This is a genomic window from Lederbergia wuyishanensis (genome assembly GCF_022900255.1).
Lineage (GTDB): Bacteria > Bacillota > Bacilli > Bacillales > Bacillaceae_C > Lederbergia > Lederbergia wuyishanensis.
Genome location: NZ_JALIRM010000022.1, coordinates 17,513 through 34,815, shown reverse-complemented (window position 1 = coordinate 34,815; position 17,303 = coordinate 17,513). Strand labels below are relative to the sequence as shown.

The 17,303-nt window shown below is 37.9% G+C and carries 18 protein-coding genes; 5 read left to right on the top strand and 13 right to left on the bottom strand.

From position 1 onward, the window contains the following. Positions 1–577 precede the first annotated feature (577 nt). Genes MT489_RS21960 through MT489_RS21950 form a run of 3 tightly spaced genes read right to left on the bottom strand, consistent with a single transcriptional unit; the run spans position 578 to position 3,229 of the window. A complete protein-coding gene (locus tag MT489_RS21960) occupies positions 578–1,339 on the bottom strand; it encodes an iron ABC transporter ATP-binding protein (protein WP_244683698.1) in 762 nt (253 codons plus the stop codon). Further along, positions 1,336–2,286, bottom strand: a complete 951-nt coding sequence (locus MT489_RS21955; RefSeq protein WP_244683697.1) for an iron chelate uptake ABC transporter family permease subunit — start codon at positions 2,284–2,286, stop codon at positions 1,336–1,338. The genes MT489_RS21960 and MT489_RS21955 overlap by 4 nt, the downstream gene beginning before the upstream one ends. Further along, complete coding sequence (locus MT489_RS21950; protein WP_244683696.1) at positions 2,279–3,229, bottom strand: ABC transporter permease; 951 nt, start codon at positions 3,227–3,229, stop codon at positions 2,279–2,281. The genes MT489_RS21955 and MT489_RS21950 overlap by 8 nt, the downstream gene beginning before the upstream one ends. 260 nt (positions 3,230–3,489) lie before the next feature. Here MT489_RS21950 and MT489_RS21945 point away from each other — a divergent pair, with 260 nt between their 5' ends. Both MT489_RS21945 and MT489_RS21940 read left to right on the top strand, forming a co-directional pair. Beyond that, on the top strand, positions 3,490–4,947 hold the full coding sequence (locus tag MT489_RS21945) for a carbon starvation CstA family protein (RefSeq protein WP_244683695.1): 1,458 nt from the start codon (positions 3,490–3,492) through the stop codon (positions 4,945–4,947). A 275-nt stretch (positions 4,948–5,222) separates the two neighbouring features. Next, positions 5,223–5,612, top strand: a complete 390-nt coding sequence (locus MT489_RS21940; protein WP_244683694.1) for a hypothetical protein — start codon at positions 5,223–5,225, stop codon at positions 5,610–5,612. A gap of 22 nt (positions 5,613–5,634) precedes the next feature. Here the strand turns inward: MT489_RS21940 and MT489_RS21935 are convergent, their stop codons facing one another. Genes MT489_RS21935 through MT489_RS21915 form a run of 5 tightly spaced genes read right to left on the bottom strand, consistent with a single transcriptional unit; the run spans position 5,635 to position 10,399 of the window. Beyond that, complete coding sequence (locus tag MT489_RS21935) at positions 5,635–6,123, bottom strand: (2Fe-2S)-binding protein (RefSeq protein WP_244683700.1); 489 nt, start codon at positions 6,121–6,123, stop codon at positions 5,635–5,637. After that, positions 6,123–6,959, bottom strand: coding sequence for an FAD binding domain-containing protein (locus MT489_RS21930; RefSeq protein WP_244683693.1), 837 nt, complete (start codon positions 6,957–6,959; stop codon positions 6,123–6,125). Before MT489_RS21930 ends, MT489_RS21935 begins: the two co-directional genes overlap by 1 nt. Further along, on the bottom strand, positions 6,956–9,289 hold the full coding sequence (locus tag MT489_RS21925) for a xanthine dehydrogenase family protein molybdopterin-binding subunit (RefSeq protein WP_244683692.1): 2,334 nt from the start codon (positions 9,287–9,289) through the stop codon (positions 6,956–6,958). Before MT489_RS21925 ends, MT489_RS21930 begins: the two co-directional genes overlap by 4 nt. A 23-nt stretch (positions 9,290–9,312) precedes the next feature. Next, positions 9,313–9,507, bottom strand: a complete 195-nt coding sequence (locus tag MT489_RS21920) for a capping complex subunit for YIEGIA (RefSeq protein ID WP_244683691.1) — start codon at positions 9,505–9,507, stop codon at positions 9,313–9,315. Between the two features lie 16 nt (positions 9,508–9,523). Beyond that, on the bottom strand, positions 9,524–10,399 hold the full coding sequence (locus tag MT489_RS21915; protein ID WP_244683690.1) for a YIEGIA family protein: 876 nt from the start codon (positions 10,397–10,399) through the stop codon (positions 9,524–9,526). A gap of 196 nt (positions 10,400–10,595) precedes the next feature. Between MT489_RS21915 and MT489_RS21910 the strand changes: the two genes are divergently transcribed. From MT489_RS21910 to MT489_RS21900, 3 genes are read left to right on the top strand one after another with little or no spacing between them, the layout of a single operon-like run. Beyond that, entirely contained in the window at positions 10,596–11,609 is a 1,014-nt protein-coding gene (locus tag MT489_RS21910; RefSeq protein ID WP_244683689.1) for an XdhC family protein, read from the top strand. Next, positions 11,606–12,208, top strand: coding sequence for a nucleotidyltransferase family protein (locus tag MT489_RS21905; RefSeq protein ID WP_244683688.1), 603 nt, complete (start codon positions 11,606–11,608; stop codon positions 12,206–12,208). The genes MT489_RS21910 and MT489_RS21905 overlap by 4 nt, the downstream gene beginning before the upstream one ends. Before the next feature lie 51 nt (positions 12,209–12,259). Next, positions 12,260–13,768, top strand: coding sequence for a glycine betaine uptake BCCT transporter (locus MT489_RS21900; RefSeq protein WP_244683687.1), 1,509 nt, complete (start codon positions 12,260–12,262; stop codon positions 13,766–13,768). A gap of 151 nt (positions 13,769–13,919) precedes the next feature. Here the strand turns inward: MT489_RS21900 and MT489_RS21895 are convergent, their stop codons facing one another. The 5 genes from MT489_RS21895 to MT489_RS21875 form a co-directional block, all read right to left on the bottom strand. After that, positions 13,920–14,066, bottom strand: coding sequence for a YvrJ family protein (locus tag MT489_RS21895; protein ID WP_244683686.1), 147 nt, complete (start codon positions 14,064–14,066; stop codon positions 13,920–13,922). Between the two features lie 70 nt (positions 14,067–14,136). Further along, complete coding sequence (locus MT489_RS21890; RefSeq protein WP_244683685.1) at positions 14,137–14,361, bottom strand: DUF2922 domain-containing protein; 225 nt, start codon at positions 14,359–14,361, stop codon at positions 14,137–14,139. Positions 14,362–14,394: 33 nt separating this feature from the next. Then, positions 14,395–14,613, bottom strand: coding sequence for a DUF1659 domain-containing protein (locus MT489_RS21885; protein ID WP_244683684.1), 219 nt, complete (start codon positions 14,611–14,613; stop codon positions 14,395–14,397). Between the two features lie 398 nt (positions 14,614–15,011). Continuing rightward, the gene (locus tag MT489_RS21880; RefSeq protein ID WP_244683683.1) at positions 15,012–15,470 is read right to left on the bottom strand and encodes a flavin reductase family protein; all 459 of its coding nucleotides are present in this window, start codon (positions 15,468–15,470) and stop codon (positions 15,012–15,014) included. A 141-nt stretch (positions 15,471–15,611) separates the two neighbouring features. Beyond that, the gene (locus MT489_RS21875; RefSeq protein WP_244683682.1) at positions 15,612–16,946 is read right to left on the bottom strand and encodes a hemolysin family protein; all 1,335 of its coding nucleotides are present in this window, start codon (positions 16,944–16,946) and stop codon (positions 15,612–15,614) included. Positions 16,947–17,303 lie beyond the last annotated feature (357 nt).

Below are 17,303 nucleotides of genomic sequence, written 5' to 3'. Positions count from 1 at the left end.
ATACGCGATAATTAACTCATACTTTTCTTGAGCGGAATAAGTTCTTTTTGCCATAGAAAAAGCCCCCTAATAAAGTAAACAGATTTTTATTATTTCATCTGTCTACTTTATAGGGAGCACATCAATTTAAGAGGTAGTTCCTTTTTTTTGCTATAATCCAATGGCATACTAAACGTGATTCATCGTTACCAGTAGTTCGGTTTTTTCGACTTCGAAGGGTACGTTGGATAGTTCATTGTTACCTGCAGCTCCAGTTTTTGTCTTCGAAGGGCACTTTGAATGTTTCAATCGGACAGATACGTTTATTTTAACTAGTGTATAGGTACTATAATCAGACAACATCAACGTTTTTCCCTTTGCCACGAACTCTTAAGTAATTCCATCGGACACCCGCTAACCTTTCCTTTTCATGGATAAAACATTCTATCCATCTTATTTTCAAAGTTGTGTGAAAATGTATAGGGACTAAATAAAAAAAACCGACCGAGAATACTCCTCGATCGGGTTTTATATCTTTAAAACTTGTATGTTGATTTACACTCTAACAACTAAATATATCACTCGGATTTATGAAATCTTAAGAATTAAAATATACACAAATTCTACAGTTACTTAATTGTTCAATCGGAATGTCCATATCGTAAATCTCTTTCAAAGACTCAGACTGGATAATTTCTTCTGTTGGCCCATCCTTTACAACTCGGCCATTTTTTAAAGCGACAATTCTATCCGAGTACACAGACGCAAAATTAATATCATGGAGGACGATAACAACTGTCTTTCCAAGCTCATCGACTAGTCTGCGCAAGATTTTCATGATTTGAACGGAATGCTTCATATCTAAATTATTTAAAGGCTCGTCTAGTAAAATATAGTCTGTATCCTGAGCAATGACCATTGCAATAAAGGCACGTTGACGCTGACCTCCGGATAATTCTTCGATGTATGCATCCTCCATATCAGTTAACGCCATGTATTCAAGGGCTTCATTCACCTTTATGTTATCCTCTTCAGTTAATCTCCCTTTTGAATAAGGAAATCTTCCAAACGAAACAAGTTCCCGAATCGTTAATCGAACATTCATGTAGTTCGACTGCTTCAATATTGATACCTTTTTCGAAAAGTCATTTGACTTCATTCCTCGGGTATTTGTTTTATCAACAAGCACCTCACCTGTATCTGCATCAAGGAGCCTGCTCACCATCGATAATAAAGTAGATTTACCCGCTCCGTTCGGTCCAATAAAGGAAGTAATTTGTCCCCTTTGTATATCAACTGTCACATCTTCCACGACACTTTTTTTTCCGTACATTTTTGATAAGCCCCGTACTTGTATCATGTGGATCGACTCTCCCTTAGCAATAAATATATAAAGTACACTCCGCCTATGAAATTAATAATCACACTTAGCGTTGTGGAAAACGTAAATATTCTCTCCACAACCCACTGTCCTCCAACGAGTGCAATGACACTCATAAGGGCTGCCCCACCAATTAAAATGCTATGTTTATACGTTTTGAAAAATTGATAGGATAAATTGGCTACAATTAAACCGAAAAAGGTAATTGGTCCTACGAGTGCCGTAGAAACCGCAATCAAAATAGCAGAAATGACAAGCATTTGCTTTACAATTTTATCGTAAGAAACTCCAAGATTAATGGCCGTTTCCCTTCCTAAAGACAATACATCTAGGTAAGGATTCGATCTCCACCCAATTAGAATCACGATTCCAATTACAAGTAAAGATAGCCACACAAGGTCCCCGTTTACATTATTAAAACTAGCAAACATCTTGTCTTGTACAATTTGAAATTCATTTGGATCAATTAACACTTGCAAAAACGTTGAAATGCTTTGGAAAAAAGTTCCGACTATAATTCCAACCAATAATAAGAAATAAATTGGACGCTGCCCTTTTTTAAATAAAAATTGGTAAATGAGCAATGCAAAAACAACCATAGCCAGTACGGATAAAATAAAATTAACTTGTTTATTCACAACGGTAATATGATTGGAACCCAAAAAGAAAATCGCAAATGTTTGAATAAGCAAATAAAGCGAATCAAGTCCCATGATACTCGGCGTTAAAATCCGATTATGAGTAATCGTCTGAAATACGACCGTTGCATAAGAAATAGCTAGCCCCGTCAAAATCATTGCGAGTACTTTAATTCCTCTTCTTGGCAAGGCGTAGTCAAAACTTCCATTTAATTGATGAAACAGATATAGGCCAATACAGCCAACTGCAACTACTGCTAAAATTGTAACTTTCATAGAATTACGCATATGCTTTCCTCCGGAACAGTAAATATAGGAAAATACCGCTTCCGATTACTCCCACCATTAAGCTGATGGAAATTTCGTAAGGATAAATAAGCACGCGGCCCAAAATATCGCATACGAGTAAGAAAGTTGCGCCTAAAAGTGCAGTATGCGGCAATGTCTTTTGCAAATGGTCCCCTTTTGCAATCGAGACTATATTAGGGATAATCAAACCTAAGAATGGAATCATCCCGACTGTCAGTACAACTGTTGCTGTAATGAGGGCTACAAGAATTAAACCGATATTAACCACTCGCTTATAAGCAAGTCCTAAATTTTTGGAGAAATCCTCCCCCATCCCTGCTACCGTAAATCGATTTGCATATAGGTAAGCAATGATTAGAACAGGAATACTAATATATAGGAGCTCATATCGCCCTTTCATAATCATCGAAAAATCCCCCTGAAGCCAGGCGGACATATTTTGAATAATGTCAGCACGATATGCAAAGAACGTAGTAATAGAGGACAATATATTTCCAAACATTAAACCAACAAGCGGAATAAAAATCGCATCTCTAAACTTGATTCTGTCCAATATTTGCATAAAAAGTAAAGTACCACCGAGTGCGAATGCAAATGCGACAAGCATTTTTTCCAGCGTCGAGGCATTTGCAAATAAAAGCATGGACACAAGAATTCCAAGACGTGTTGCATCTAGCGTTCCCGCCGTCGTAGGCGATACAAATTTATTTCTGCTAAGCTGCTGCATGATTAGTCCTGCGATACTCATTCCAGAACCTGCTAGGATAATAGCCATTAGTCTCGGCAAGCGACTTATTAGAAAAATTTGCGTTTCCTCCGATTGAAAATCAAGCAGATCAAGAGGAGTTATATTGCTGACTCCAACAAATAAAGAAAGTATAGATGCCAATATTAAAGCAATAATTAAGTATTTTGTTTTCATAGAAAATAACTCCATAAAAATAGTAGATTGAATGTTTTACACTTAGGAAAAAAGACTCGTATTATTATAACTTTAATTGAAAATGATTATCAGTAACGTCAAATTCATTATAGCACTAGTGTTTTTCAAGTCAACTTATAAATGATAATCATTATCAATCATCGACAAATTATGAATATTTTCCAACATAATACTCTATTCAAAATAGGCTCGTTGTGATAGAATGAAAGCGCATTCATTAATGATTAGGAGGCAAGTACATGATCACTTTTTTTGCTGCAATTATTTTGTTAGTTGTAAGTTATTTCACGTATGGAAAGTATGTTGAAAAGGTTTTTGGAGTAAAAGAAAATCGCAAAACTCCAGCTTATACGCTTGCAGATGGCCTCGATTATGTCCCAATGGGCAAACAGCGCAACTCTCTCATTCAATTACTAAATATTGCCGGAGTTGGTCCAATTTTTGGACCTATAATGGGGGCATTATACGGACCTGTTGCGTTTTTATGGATTGTGTTTGGTGCCATTTTTGCAGGTGCGGTGCATGACTATTTAACAGGTATGATTTCATTAAGAAATCGTGGAGCTCATTTACCTGAACTTGCCGGCATGTTTCTTGGAAAGGCTTTTAAACATGTGGTTAATGCATTCTCCATTCTACTTCTCATTCTTGTCGGAACCGTGTTTGTTACTGCACCTGCAGATCTACTCGGAGATTTAACAAAAGGATGGATGTCAGTAGGCGTTTGGGTCGCCATTATCTTCGTATATTATTTATTAGCTACATTACTTCCTATTGATAAAATCATTGGAAAAATCTATCCGATTCTTGGATTAATTTTATTGATTAGTGCCGTTGGAATTGGTGGAGCACTTATTTTCCAAGGACACCATATTCCAGAGCTAAGCTTTACAAATATGCATCCTAATAATCTACCAATATTCCCTATTCTTTTCATTACGATTGCTTGTGGTGCTCTATCTGGATTCCACGCCACACAATCACCAATTATTTCACGTACAACACAAAATGAATCACAAGGACGCTATATTTTCTATGGAATGATGATTGCTGAAGCCATTATTGCGATGATTTGGGCAGCTGCAGCAATGTCCATTTTCGATGGTACTTCATTGAACCAATTGCTTACTGAAGTAGGTCCTGCTGGAATTGTTAAAGAGGTTTCCGTTACTACACTCGGTGCTGTATTTGGTACGATTGCAGTTCTTGGAGTTATCGTTCTACCAATCACTTCTGGTGATACTGCATTCAGAAGTGCACGTATGATCATTGCTGATTATATTGGGTTAGCTCAAAAGAAATTTGGAAATCGCTTATGGATTGCTCTCCCAATGTTTGTAATTTCGGTCATTCTTACTCAAATGGATTTTAATATTCTTTGGAGATATTTTGCATGGGCAAATCAAACAACAGCAATGATTGCATTGTGGATATGTGCTATGTATCTAGCATTGCAAAAGAAAAATTATTGGATTGCCGCAATTCCTGCTGTATTTATAACGATGACCACATTCACGTTTATCTTAAACGCAAAGATTGGATTTAACCTCCCAATGAATATTTCTTACATTGTAGCAAGCGTGATAACCGTCGTCATTATTGCAGCATTCTTTATGGGATTAAGAGTAAAACTCGATGCCGCTCAAAAAGGAATAAAACCGATTGTCCTTGATGATGGATTAGGTAAAGCATCTTAATCCAGCGGATGCCTTGTACTTCAATGTAATTCACAAAGACGACTGCACGGTCGTCTTTTTTTGCTTTGCCTTTTAGAGAGGCTGTCAAATTATTCCTTTAAATGAAACACAGGACGATATTGGGTGGATCTCTATTTTTACCGACACCCTGAAGCTATCAAGAAATAAGGAATTTGGTAAAAGCTGTGTTGAATTCGGATAAAAAAGAGCAAATATAAGAACACTATAGATGGCGGGCTTTATCAGACCCTAAATTTTTTTAGAAGGGAATCGTCATGACGAATAATCAACAACAGCAGCAAGGACAAAGCTTCCAAGAACAACAAATACAACAGCAACAGCAGAATAATTTGCAAAATCAAGCACAAATGGAGCAGCAATTTCAAAACCAAAAGAAACAGGCTTTCCAAGCGATGCAGCAGGCAGGGCAAACGATTCAGCAAAATTCATCTATGGTTGATGTTCAGTCCTTGCAGCAAGCACAGCAACAGTTACAGCAAGCGACCCAACAGCTAAATCAAATGCAAGGAATAGCTGCCACACAATCAACTACTGCAGAACAACAACAGCTTGAACAAGTACAGCAACAAATTGAACAGGTAGCACAAACATTACAGCTAATTGAATCACTTAACAGTGGTAATCAGAGCTTCAAAAAGGATTAATTTGAAAATGGGGTGTCTCAAATCATGAGACTTCCCCATTTTGTTTTCTTCCCTCTAATAATGCCGTAATAATCGCTGCCTTTATTTCCGCATAGCCTGTACACCTGCATAAATTAGATTGCATCCACTCTTCAATCGTCGCTTCATCTGCATCAGGATGCTTATTCATAAGCCCCTGACAATTCACGATAAAACCGGGTGTACAAAAGCCACATTGAATTGCCCAATTTTCTACGAAAGCCCTTTGGATTGGCGAACCCATTAAACCTTCAATTGTTGTAATCATTTTATCCGTATTTTCGATTGATAACGTAAGGCAAGAATGCATAGGTTCACCATTAACCAACACTGTACATGCGCCACAATCTCCATTCTCACAAGCACGCTTTGCCCCATTTAAACCAAACTCATTACGCAGCGTTTGTAGTAGAGTGTCTGCAGAACGGATAGCTACCTCACGAATTTCTCCGTTTATATGAAGTTGAACGAATGCCTTTGATAATCCTTCCATCATTTTTTCAGCTCCAATGTTTCCAAAGTTTCCAACAGAGCACTTTTTAATACAAATTCCCGATACTCCGCTGATGCCTGAATATCATTAATAATTGTGTCTGGCAGCCCGCTTAAAGCCTGCTCAACCCTTTCCGTTAATGTCAAAGAGGGATCATTCAATACTTTTTCCATTCTCTCAGATCGGAAAGGATAATGACAAACTCCGCTAAAAGCAAGACGAATTTGATTGTCTTTTATTATCGCTGCTATTGAAACGACTGGATATCCAACCTGTGAAAATTTCGTCTTTTTTAACGTAAAAAAAGGATACTCTGTATAAGACTTTTCAATGAGAATTTGTATTATAAATTGCTCTTGTTCCAGCTGCAGATTCATATTAAACATTTCATTTAACGGAAGAACCTGTACTCCTCCTTTTCCTGCAACCTTCACCTTCGCTTCTGATAATAGAAGTGGGAGTATTCCTTCTTTATATATCAATTGACTGTTAATGTTTCCGCCAATCGTAATTTTATTTCGTGAGGTGTGATCGGCAATATCCTTCACCTTTCGTCCTAATAATGGAAAAACATTGGAATCAGCAATCTTATTTAAAGAAACAGCCGACCCTATGATGAGTTGATCATCATGTTCTTCCAATGCATGACAATCGGGGATTCCTTTTAAGTCAATGACAGCATCTGCATAAACTTTATTGATTCTCGCAAATGTTATAAATTCAGTTCCCCCAGAATAATACATTGGTTTCTTGTTTTGGCTCTTAACATTTTCATATATTTGTAATGCCTCTTCGATTTTTGTTGGTTTGTAATAGTCAAAATCGAATGGGATCATGTGGCATTCTCCTTCTTAGCTTTCCAAATATATTCAGGATGGAGAGGCAATTGATTCAGTTCAACTTCAGCAGCTGCTGATAGACTGTTGGCTAGTGCGCCGGCCATTCCGATGACCCCATATTCACCTATTCCACGCGCGCCATATGGACCATCTGCAGAAGGTGTTTCGATAAAATCAACTAAGTACTCTGTAGGTTGTTCTCCAAACCTTAACATCTGATAATTTCTTAATTGAGGATTTTGAACAATACCATTTTCATTAAAAATAAAGCCTTCGCTACTTGCAAAACTGAGACCTAAATACATTCCACCCCGCATTTGTTGGGTAGCTGTTCCTGGATTGATGATCGTTCCTCCATCTAAAACAGTCACCGCTTTTAACAGCTTATACGTATAATCTTTTGGATCCCACTCCACTTCCACTGCCTGTGCACCTACAGACCACCAGGGACCTGGTTTTCCAAATCCTGTTTCTTTATCCATTGGGGTTAATCTTCTTTGAATATGTTTTCCCGTTCCAATGACTTGTCCCTCAACAGCATGGCCATTAGGATATTTATAACCTAATGCAATATCTTTAATATTGACGCCATATTCTGGATGGGCTTTTAAATAAACTCTGCCACCGCCAACCTCTAAATCTTCAATTGAACATTGCATAGCAATGGACGCCGTCTTTTTCAATTGAGCAATAGCATCGTCGGCAGCAGACATCACTGCTCTTCCAGCAAGGAATGTTGTACTGCTCGCAACTGTGCGCCATTGATGAGGATCATACTGTGTATTAATCTCCATCGTGACATGGATTTGATTGATTTCCATCCCTAATTTTTCAGCAAGAATTTGTGCAAGAACCGTTTTAGTTCCTTGTCCCAATTCGATTGCAGCACAATTTAAGTTTACACTTCCATCCGCTTCAAACGTTATAACAGCACCAGATTGGGCATTCGTCGCTGTCGTTGATGTCTTCCAAAAAAGAGATATTCCTTTTGAGAGAATTTTGCCCGAATCCATTTCAATTCGTCTCCCTTTATCCCATTCGATTAATTCTTTTGCACGTTCAAGGCACTTTTCAGAATCGCCAATATTGTTTGCTGTAATCACTGCTTGAGTTGGAGATGTATGACCAGGTTTTATCGCATTCATTTTTCTTAACTGAATCGGACACATATTTAATTGTTTTGCGAGCATGTCCATCGTTCGTTCAACCGCAAAGGTGAGTTCAGGATGACCATATCCTCTAAATGAAGTTCCATACGGATGATTTGTATACATGCAATAAGAATCACACCAAACATTCGGGATATGATAAGGACCTGTACAATCAAGTGCCGCGGCTCGTGTAATCCCTGCCGCTTGGTCGGTATAAGCTCCGCTATCAATCAAGTATGTATAATGACCCGCCACAAGTTTTCCATCGTTAGTTGCTCCAAGCTTAACCGTAGCATCAAAACCAATGTGACATGGAGCAGTAATCATATCTTCCTCTCTCTCATAGTCTAGCTTTACAAGTTTCCCCCCTACTGATTTCGAAGCCAAATATGCAAGAGGCTCAAGCTGGACAGTTCCCTTTCCGCCAAAAGCACCTCCGACCAATGGAGCATGGACGATAATATTTCCAACTGCCACGTTAAAAAATTGATTCAACACTTTTTTAATCGTATAAGGAGATTGGGTGGTGGAATGAACAATTACCTTACCCGCTGGATTAATCTCCACTTTCGCACTTCTAGTTTCAATAGCTGCATGATCTGAAAGGTTGAATGAAAAATGTTTTGTTATTTTCACATCACAATTTTCCCATGCAGTTATAAAGTCACCTTTTCTAATTTTTATATGGCTACCGATATTTGTACCTTGGATGGGATAAACATTGCTAATAATTTTTTGATATTGACCAGAATTTTCGTGTACAAGCGGAGAATCTTTTTGAAACGCTTGTTGGACAGAGTTAACGACAGGAAGTGGTTCATACTCCACCCTTACTTTAAAAGCAGCCTGCTTTGCTTGAAATTCTTGATCGGCGTCGATTATTGCTAATGGTTCACCGTGATAACGAACTTTTTCAAATGCTAATGGAGGTCGATCGGCTAAAATGGGACCTATATGATAAGGAAACACCTCACCAGTCACGATCGCACGGACACCCGGCACTTTCCAAGCTTCTGTCGTATCAATTGATTTGATTTTCGCATGTGCGTGTGTACTCGTTACAAGTTTTGCATGTAATATGCCTGGAAAGGAGGAATCAGCTAAATACTGAACCGTCCCTGCTGCTTTTTCAACAGCATCAATTCTTTGTACCGTTTTACCAACATTTATGTGCATTTTCAATCCTCCACTCTCACCATTTACCTCGCTACAATGACGATTGTATTCTCATCTATTTCACTAGCTGCAGCATCTAGTATCCGTTCAAGACTCAAGCTAACCTTTTGCAAAGCATCGGCATCTTCTACAATAAAAAAGGGAGCGCCCCCACCTTGTATATTTCCTTGTTTTGTAGTTACAACTGCAACAATCGAAGCAATTTGATCATCTGGCATTTTTCAACACTCCTACTTATCTCTTTCCTTTATCCCCTTCACTCGGAAGACGGATGGCACTATCTAAAACAGGAACATTCTCCAAAACTGTCTTTACCTGGTTAAAATCCTTTTCTTGAGGCATGATGAAAAGACCAAGCCGTCCATCATCCATATCTCGCTTAGAAAGCGGGATAAAACTTGGCTCCCCTGAATCAAGATATGTGCCGAGTACATTTGCGACGTGGTGAAGCATTGCCTGTCGTTGACCAAGATGAGATAACGTTACAATGCTGTTTTCATTTTTTGGAATAATAATGACACCTACCGCCCGTTCTAGAATAATATCCCTATTTACTTTTAAACCAACATTTTTAATATGAATATCACCAACAAATAAATTGGGTCCCTTGAAATTAATTTCTCCTTCAGTAACTTCAGCAATGGATTTTAATACATTCCCTGACATTTTAGCCTTAACGACAAAGAGCATGGCAATTCCGCCAAGAATCCCAAGCCATAAGTTAATAACAGTCAAAAGTGTTGTAATAAGACCTGTAAACATAACTAAATAGTTACGACTTTCAAAAGCTTGAGCCATACCTTCAATAAAAGGTGTTCCTCGCTTCACCAACTCACTAAGATCAACCTGTTCAAGTGTGTCCCTCTCCATTTTCCGAACTTCACGGAATTGAGTAGCCGCAAGTCCAAGAAAAGTAACAGCTGTCCAATTAGAATCGAGCACAGATGGAACAGCCACAGCACCGATAAATGCGGCAATAAAACCAAATGATAAGTGAATCATTCTACCTTGAGGATAAGTAGGATACTGCCGAAAGTCGGTTCTCAGTAATACAAATCGGGATATCGTGCCGAATGCAACCCCAATGACAACAGATACTAAATAATTCATTTTCCGACCCCTTAAATATACTGATAATAGTAAGTATGGTAACCAAAGAATGTAAATAATATGTTATGAAGATAGAACGACTGGGGAAGATTTGAATAATAAAAGTGGAAAGCATTTAAGTCAGAGAATGAAAAAGGACATTGCACATAGGATATATTCTTAATGTCTTTTTAAAAAGTAAATGGAGGAGAAGTTAATGGATTTTTACCTTCATGAAATACTTGATACATTATCACAGGAACACCATCAACCTTCTGTTCTTGCCCAAATAACCAATGTTGAAGGTTCTTCTTATAGAAAAGCTGGAGCTTGGATGTTGTTAAAAGAAGATGGCTCAAAAATAGGTCTTATTAGTGGAGGATGTCTTGAAAATGATTTAAAGCATCGTGCAAGTGAACTATTTTCTACTGGAAGAGCTGAAATAGTGGAGTATGATCTAAGTTCTGAAGATGATCTTGGTTGGGGATCTGGGGCGGGGTGCAATGGCATCGTGTCTGTATTATTAAGGGATGTGGATGATCGATATCGACGTTTCCTTAAATCTATAAAAGAACAATTAAATAAAATAGAACCTGTCCTGTTTGTTCAATCATTAACAAATTTCGATCAGTATGCGTTTCTAAATAAAACTAATGAAACTCTTGGCGATATTTCATTTGAAATCCCAAAAGAATTTATTGTTTTACTACAAACGACTCCCCGGTTTTGCCATTATGCTAAGAAAGATATGACGGAAAATGAAGCTTTTTTTCTTCAATTAATATGGCCGAAACCCAATCTTTATGTCGTTGGTGCCGGGGAGGATGTTAGACCATTTGCTCATCTAGCTGCAGATATGGGGTATTCAGTTCATATATTAGATTGGCGGGAAGCAAATTGTACGAGTGAATTTTTTCCATCTGCGCAATCTTTCTTTATCGGGGAGCCAGACCAAGTAGTAAAAGAAATCCCTCTATCCAGTTTAGACTCGGTCATCATCATGACACATGATTTTCAACGTGATCGTAAGATCCTGCTGCATTTAAAAGAATTACAGCTTTTTTATGTAGGTATTTTAGGCTCAAAAAAGAGAACGGAACGTTTAATCGGTGGAGAGATTCCTAACTGGCTTCACTCCCCCATCGGTTTATCGATTGGTGCGGAAGGTCCGAAAGAAATAGCAATTAGCATCGCGGCCGAGCTAATTCAATCACGCAGGAGGAAGATATGAAAATTGCAGGGGTTTACCTAGCTGCAGGAAAAAGTTCACGGATGGGGAAAAATAAACTAGCACTTCCTTTCAAGAATACGACCATTGGGAACATAGCGCTTGAAACAGCATTGCAGTCCTCATTAGAAAAAATCTATATTGTTGTAAGCGGAGAAGCTCCTTGGCTATCATCCGAATTTATAAAGAATCCAAATTGCTCAATCATTAATTGTACAAATGCCCATATGGGACAATCCGAATCTCTTAAATGTGCGATCCGATTGGCGCAAAAGGAGGAAGTAGACGCTATATTAGTTATGCTCGCAGACCAACCGCTCATCCCATTACATATTATTGAAGAAATAATGGAGTGTAAGAAAAAAATACCTTCCCTTTATTTTGTGGCAGCATCTTTTAAAAGTATCATTATTCCCCCCGTTTTATTATCTTCCACCATGTTTCCTGAACTTCTAAATTTATCAGGAGATACTGGAGCAAAGGCATTATTGCATGGTGATAACTTTACGAAAGGAAGAATATTACCTTTTAATAAATTTGAGTATTTTCAAGATATTGATACAAAAGAGGACTATGACAAGTTATTAAGTGGAATTAAGTAGTAAAAGGGGAGCAATAATAAAGCTAAAGATGTACTTGGGAAGGAGAACGGTATGAAGAAAATTTCTAGTGTTTTTTACATTTCCGCGATTTTACTTTTGATTGCTGTTATTTTCGGAGTGATCACGCCGAATCGATTTGAAAAAGCTACAGCTAATGTAGAAGCTTTAATTACCTCCGGTTTTGGTTGGTATTACTTAATACTCGTTAGTGTCATAGTCTTGTTTTGTTTATTTCTTATTTTTAGCCCCATTGGTGGCATTAGACTAGGAAAACCAGGTGAAATGCCAGAGTATTCAAGACCAACATGGTTTGCGATGCTTTTTAGTGCAGGGATGGGAATTGGACTCGTTTTTTGGGGAGCAGCGGAACCTCTTTCCCATTTTGCCTCCTCACCGCCCCTTGCCTCTCCTGGAACAGATGCGGCGTTAAAAGATTCGATGAGATTTACTTTTTTTCACTGGGGAATTCACGCTTGGGCCATTTATGCTCTTGTCGCACTTTGCCTCGCTTATTTCAACTTTCGAAAAGATGAGCCAGGACTTATAAGCGCGGCACTTAGTCCCCTTTTAGGAAAACATTCAAAAGGTAAAATAGCGACACTCATTGATATTATTGCTGTTACGGCAACAGTCATCGGAGTTGCGACTACTTTAGGATTTGGAGCCGCTCAAATAAACGGCGGACTTGCCTATCTTTTTGGTATTCCTAACAAATTTTATATACAGGTCATTATCATTATTATTGTAACAATCTTATTTATCATGTCAGCTTGGTCTGGACTTAGTAAAGGAATCAAATACTTAAGCAACACGAATATGTTTTTGGCAGTGATTTTATTAATACTTGTTTTCATTATTGGTCCGGGATTATTAATCTTAAATTTATTTACGGACACAATAGGTGCATATTTTCAAAATCTTATTTCAATGAGTTTTAGAATTGCACCTTTAAGGCCGGAACGACGGGAATGGATCAATGATTGGACGATTTTTTACTGGGCATGGTGGATATCATGGTCTCCGTTTGTCGGAATATTCATTGCTCGTGTATCGCGGGGCAGAACAATCCGTGAACTTTTAATTGGTGTATTGCTTCTGCCTACAATTGTTAGCTTTATATGGTTTGCAGTGTTTGGGACAACAGCTATAAGTGTACAGCAAATGGGCAATATCGATTTAACACAATTTGCTACAGAAGAAGTGTTGTTCGCCGTTTTTAATGAGATGCCCTTTACAAGTTTGCTTTCCATCATCGCAATCATATTAATTGGCATATTTTTTATTACTTCGGCTGATTCGGCTACCTTTGTCCTTGGAATGCAAACAACGTACGGTTCATTAACCCCTCCTAACAGAGTAAAGGTGACGTGGGGAATTATCCTTTCGGCAATGGCTGCGATTCTTCTTTATAGCGGGGGGCTTCAGGCTTTACAAAATGCACTCATCATAGCGGCATTTCCTTTTTCATTCGTTATGATTTTGATGATGTTATCGTTATACAAAGCATTGGCGCGGGAGAAAAAAGAGTTAGGTTTAGGATATAGAAAGAAACAAAAATAACGTTTCAGCAACCCGATATGAGAATTCATGTCGGGTTTTTTTCTGGGATTTTTTCTTACTAAGATTTCCATATCGTTTTAGACCAAATAATTAAAAACTATACTGCGAAAACGCCTCATCAATAACGGCAGGCTGTTCCATCCTCCATAGCTCACTCTTTCATTTTCTGCATTCGCTCTGGCAAGCTTTGCAGGGATTGAAGGACGGCTTCCAGTTTTGTTTCGATCCGGTACAGTAAGTAGAAGGTTACGAGTGCCGGAAAACCAACCTCACTTAGGAATGGGAGAATTTGTTCCACTTTTGGGTCAACTCCTTTCTTTATTTATAGAAAAGATAGGCTGACCCACACTAGAGTCAACCTATTGTAATTATTCAAAATCTATGTCGATTTCCTCAACGTTTCTTTCAACGAGTCGTGCTGACTTGGCCTCAACAAACGGATTGCCATCCGTGTCGAGGAAAACGTTAGAAGCGATGATGTTTTCCATTGCCTCTTTTACTTGTGCAGGATTTACTGGCTCAAGCGGCTTATCAACGGTCAATTTCGAAGTTTTTCCCTCTGCTGATAAAAAGTTAAGCTCCAATACCTTCATTCCTTCTCACCTCACTTTCTACTAATTTCGCTTTTACTCACCAATCTCGTAACTATCATTTCTTTCAATTGCCCAAATTGGTTCTTTCGATAAGGAGCCAATTGCTGTAGCAGCGCTGTAAAGCTCATCTGCTGTAGAGTTTCGACGAATGCGATTGAACGTCTTTGTTTTGAAGATTGGCTTGTTATGCTCGTCAACTCCGTAATCAAAAACAACTTTTAAACTGCTTGACTTCAAAATCCCCTGTGCCATTTGCCTCACCTCCCTTTCACCTTCTATATAGGAGGCAGACGTAAAAAAGGACACCCTGTATAAAAAATTATTAAATTAATCCTAACCACGACGACCATGTAGTGGTTGTTATTCTTTTTCTTTTTCTTTTTCTTTTTCTTTTTGTCCACGTATCGTGGTACGTACCGTGCACGTATCGTCCAAACCCTTATCAAATAAGGCTTTGTTCAAAATGCTCCAAATTCCATATCGAAATTTAGAGTTGTCTATTTTTCCGAAAAAGGAACATATGGACAGGAACTTTTTGAGGTTAATTGAATAGAAGGTAGAGGAAAATAAATTAGCATGTTCATTAAGAAACAATCTATTTGAAAATACAAAAATCCCGACAGTAACTTGGTAGAAACTGTCGGGATTCTTTATTTAATATTTCTATAGTTGCCACCGTAAAACAGCAACGGTTCTCCATCCTGAATGCGCAAGTCTGTAACTTCAGCAATAAAAAGTGTATGGTCGCCCGCGACTACGGAATTTTGAACGGTACATGTCATACTTGCTATTGAATCTTTAATAACTTCTATACCATTAAAATTATCAAATTCTATCGTTCTTTCTTCTTTGATTTGCCCAGCAAAATAAGCGGACATATCTTCTTGATTTTCATTTAATATACTTACGGCAAATTGGCCGGATTCTTTTAACAGCTGATTCATCTGTGCTTGTTCTCCAATTGATACGAGAATAAGCTTCGGATTCAATGAAACAGACACAAAAGCATTTGCAGTCATACCATGAACAATGCCATTAATTTTTGTCGTAATGACGGTTACACCAGTTGCGAATCTGCCCATGGCCGTTCTAAAAAGGCGGTCATCCATCCAAACTACTCCTTTTTACAGTAAAATCTATATTTTTTCTACCACTATCATTTTAACAAAGAATCCAATTATTTGCTCGTTCTATGAAAATGAAAACGCACTAATAAGGAGATATTCCATAATAGTGCGTGATTCATTAGGTTATGCTTCCATTTCTAAGGGCAGAATTTGTTCCACGACTTCTTCTTTTTTAGCTTCAACGAACTGAATTTGATGCCCATCAATTTCCTTTATCGTAAACTTGAAGCCATCTGAGTAGATGCTTTCACCTTCCGCAATATCAAAGTTCTGGGATAAGATCCATCCGCCAAGTGTGTCTACTTCTTCGTCTGATAATTCTGTACCGAGTAAGTCATTTACCTCATGAACGAGAACTTTCCCACTAAAAGAATAATGCTCCTCATCTATTTTCGTAATTTCTGCTATTTCATCTGTATCGAATTCGTCGCGAATTTCACCGACAATCTCTTCAATAATATCTTCAACCGTGACAAGACCACTCGTTCCGCCGTACTCATCTAATAAAACAGCCATATGTGTATGTTCCTGCTGCATTTTTAACAATAAATCATGAATAGGGATGGTATCAATCACTAGAATGACAGGCTTTAAGAATCTAGTGATTTTCATATCGGTATCTGGTTCGGTATTTTTTATTTGCGCCATCAAAATATCTTTAATGTTAATGATACCAACAATGTTATCCTTGTCACCTTCATATACCGGATAGCGGGTAAGCTTTTCTTTTTTAATCACGTGCAACCAATCTTGAAAGTTATCTTCAGTTGAGAGAGAAATCATTTCCGTACGAGGGACCATAATTTCCTTCGCAATTCGATTGTCAAATTTAAAAATGTTATTCACATAAGTCAATTCAGTCTGATTGATTTCTCCATTTTTATAGCTATCAGACAAGATGATGCGAAGCTCTTCTTCCGTATGGGATTCTTCATGCTCTGATACTGGTTTAAGACCAAAAATTCTCACCATCAAACGAGCAGAGCCATTCAACAACCAAATGAACGGAAACATGAGTTTATAAAACCAAGTAATCGGCTTTGCGAAAAGCAAGGTTACCATTTCAGCTTTTTGAATCGCAACCGTTTTAGGTGCGAGTTCACCTACCACAACGTGTAAAAAAGTAATGATAGAAAAAGAGATTGCTACTGAAATGATATGGGAAGCTGAAGCACCAATTTGCCATTTATATAGGATCGGTTCTAATAAACCTTTTATCGCTGGTTCACCTAACCAACCTATTCCGAGTGCCGTGATTGTAATCCCTAATTGGCAAGCTGACAAATACTCATCCATATGTGTCGTGACATGCTTTGCTGCTTTTGCTCCAGGCTTTCCTTCTTCGACCAGCTGATCGATACGAGAACTTCTAATTTTAACAATCGCAAACTCTGTCGCTACAAAAAAAGCGGTTAAAACAATCAATACTCCAATTAAAATTAAACTGACTATGTCCAAATGGTTCACCTTTCAATGAAAGGTGTACACCTCCTGTGTTTTTAAATTGTCTATCCATCATAATTTTGGATAGACTAATATAAAATAAATTATACTATGGAACTCAAAAAGTGTATATTTTTAATTTATGCAAATATTTTAATTTATGTGGGTGCATCTTACCTTTCGTTTTTCTAGTTTGCTTTTTACTATAATATGGATACTACGCGAGCGATCGAAATGGTCAAGAAGTTTACCAATCGATAATTAGCGGAACAAGACATCACAAATCTCCATGCAATATTACAGACCCTATACATATTTTATTCTGTAATACTATTTTTAAAACAAGAATGACCTTTTCTTTTTATCTAAAAA

Coding starts and splice junctions, on each gene's coding strand:
- MT489_RS21885 (WP_244683684.1), bottom strand. CDS start 14,613: ATGGCACAGGGGATTTTGAAGTCAAGCAGTTTAAAAGTTGTTTTTGAT.
- MT489_RS21940 (WP_244683694.1), top strand. CDS start 5,223: ATGACGAATAATCAACAACAGCAGCAAGGACAAAGCTTCCAAGAACAA.
- MT489_RS21925 (WP_244683692.1), bottom strand. CDS start 9,289: ATGCACATAAATGTTGGTAAAACGGTACAAAGAATTGATGCTGTTGAA.
- MT489_RS21945 (WP_244683695.1), top strand. CDS start 3,490: ATGATCACTTTTTTTGCTGCAATTATTTTGTTAGTTGTAAGTTATTTC.
- MT489_RS21920 (WP_244683691.1), bottom strand. CDS start 9,507: ATGCCAGATGATCAAATTGCTTCGATTGTTGCAGTTGTAACTACAAAA.
- MT489_RS21960 (WP_244683698.1), bottom strand. CDS start 1,339: ATGATACAAGTACGGGGCTTATCAAAAATGTACGGAAAAAAAAGTGTC.
- MT489_RS21930 (WP_244683693.1), bottom strand. CDS start 6,959: ATGATCCCATTCGATTTTGACTATTACAAACCAACAAAAATCGAAGAG.
- MT489_RS21880 (WP_244683683.1), bottom strand. CDS start 15,470: ATGGATGACCGCCTTTTTAGAACGGCCATGGGCAGATTCGCAACTGGT.
- MT489_RS21900 (WP_244683687.1), top strand. CDS start 12,260: ATGAAGAAAATTTCTAGTGTTTTTTACATTTCCGCGATTTTACTTTTG.
- MT489_RS21890 (WP_244683685.1), bottom strand. CDS start 14,361: ATGAAGGTATTGGAGCTTAACTTTTTATCAGCAGAGGGAAAAACTTCG.
- MT489_RS21915 (WP_244683690.1), bottom strand. CDS start 10,399: ATGAATTATTTAGTATCTGTTGTCATTGGGGTTGCATTCGGCACGATA.
- MT489_RS21950 (WP_244683696.1), bottom strand. CDS start 3,229: ATGAAAACAAAATACTTAATTATTGCTTTAATATTGGCATCTATACTT.
- MT489_RS21935 (WP_244683700.1), bottom strand. CDS start 6,123: ATGGAAGGATTATCAAAGGCATTCGTTCAACTTCATATAAACGGAGAA.
- MT489_RS21905 (WP_244683688.1), top strand. CDS start 11,606: ATGAAAATTGCAGGGGTTTACCTAGCTGCAGGAAAAAGTTCACGGATG.
- MT489_RS21955 (WP_244683697.1), bottom strand. CDS start 2,286: ATGCGTAATTCTATGAAAGTTACAATTTTAGCAGTAGTTGCAGTTGGC.
- MT489_RS21910 (WP_244683689.1), top strand. CDS start 10,596: ATGGATTTTTACCTTCATGAAATACTTGATACATTATCACAGGAACAC.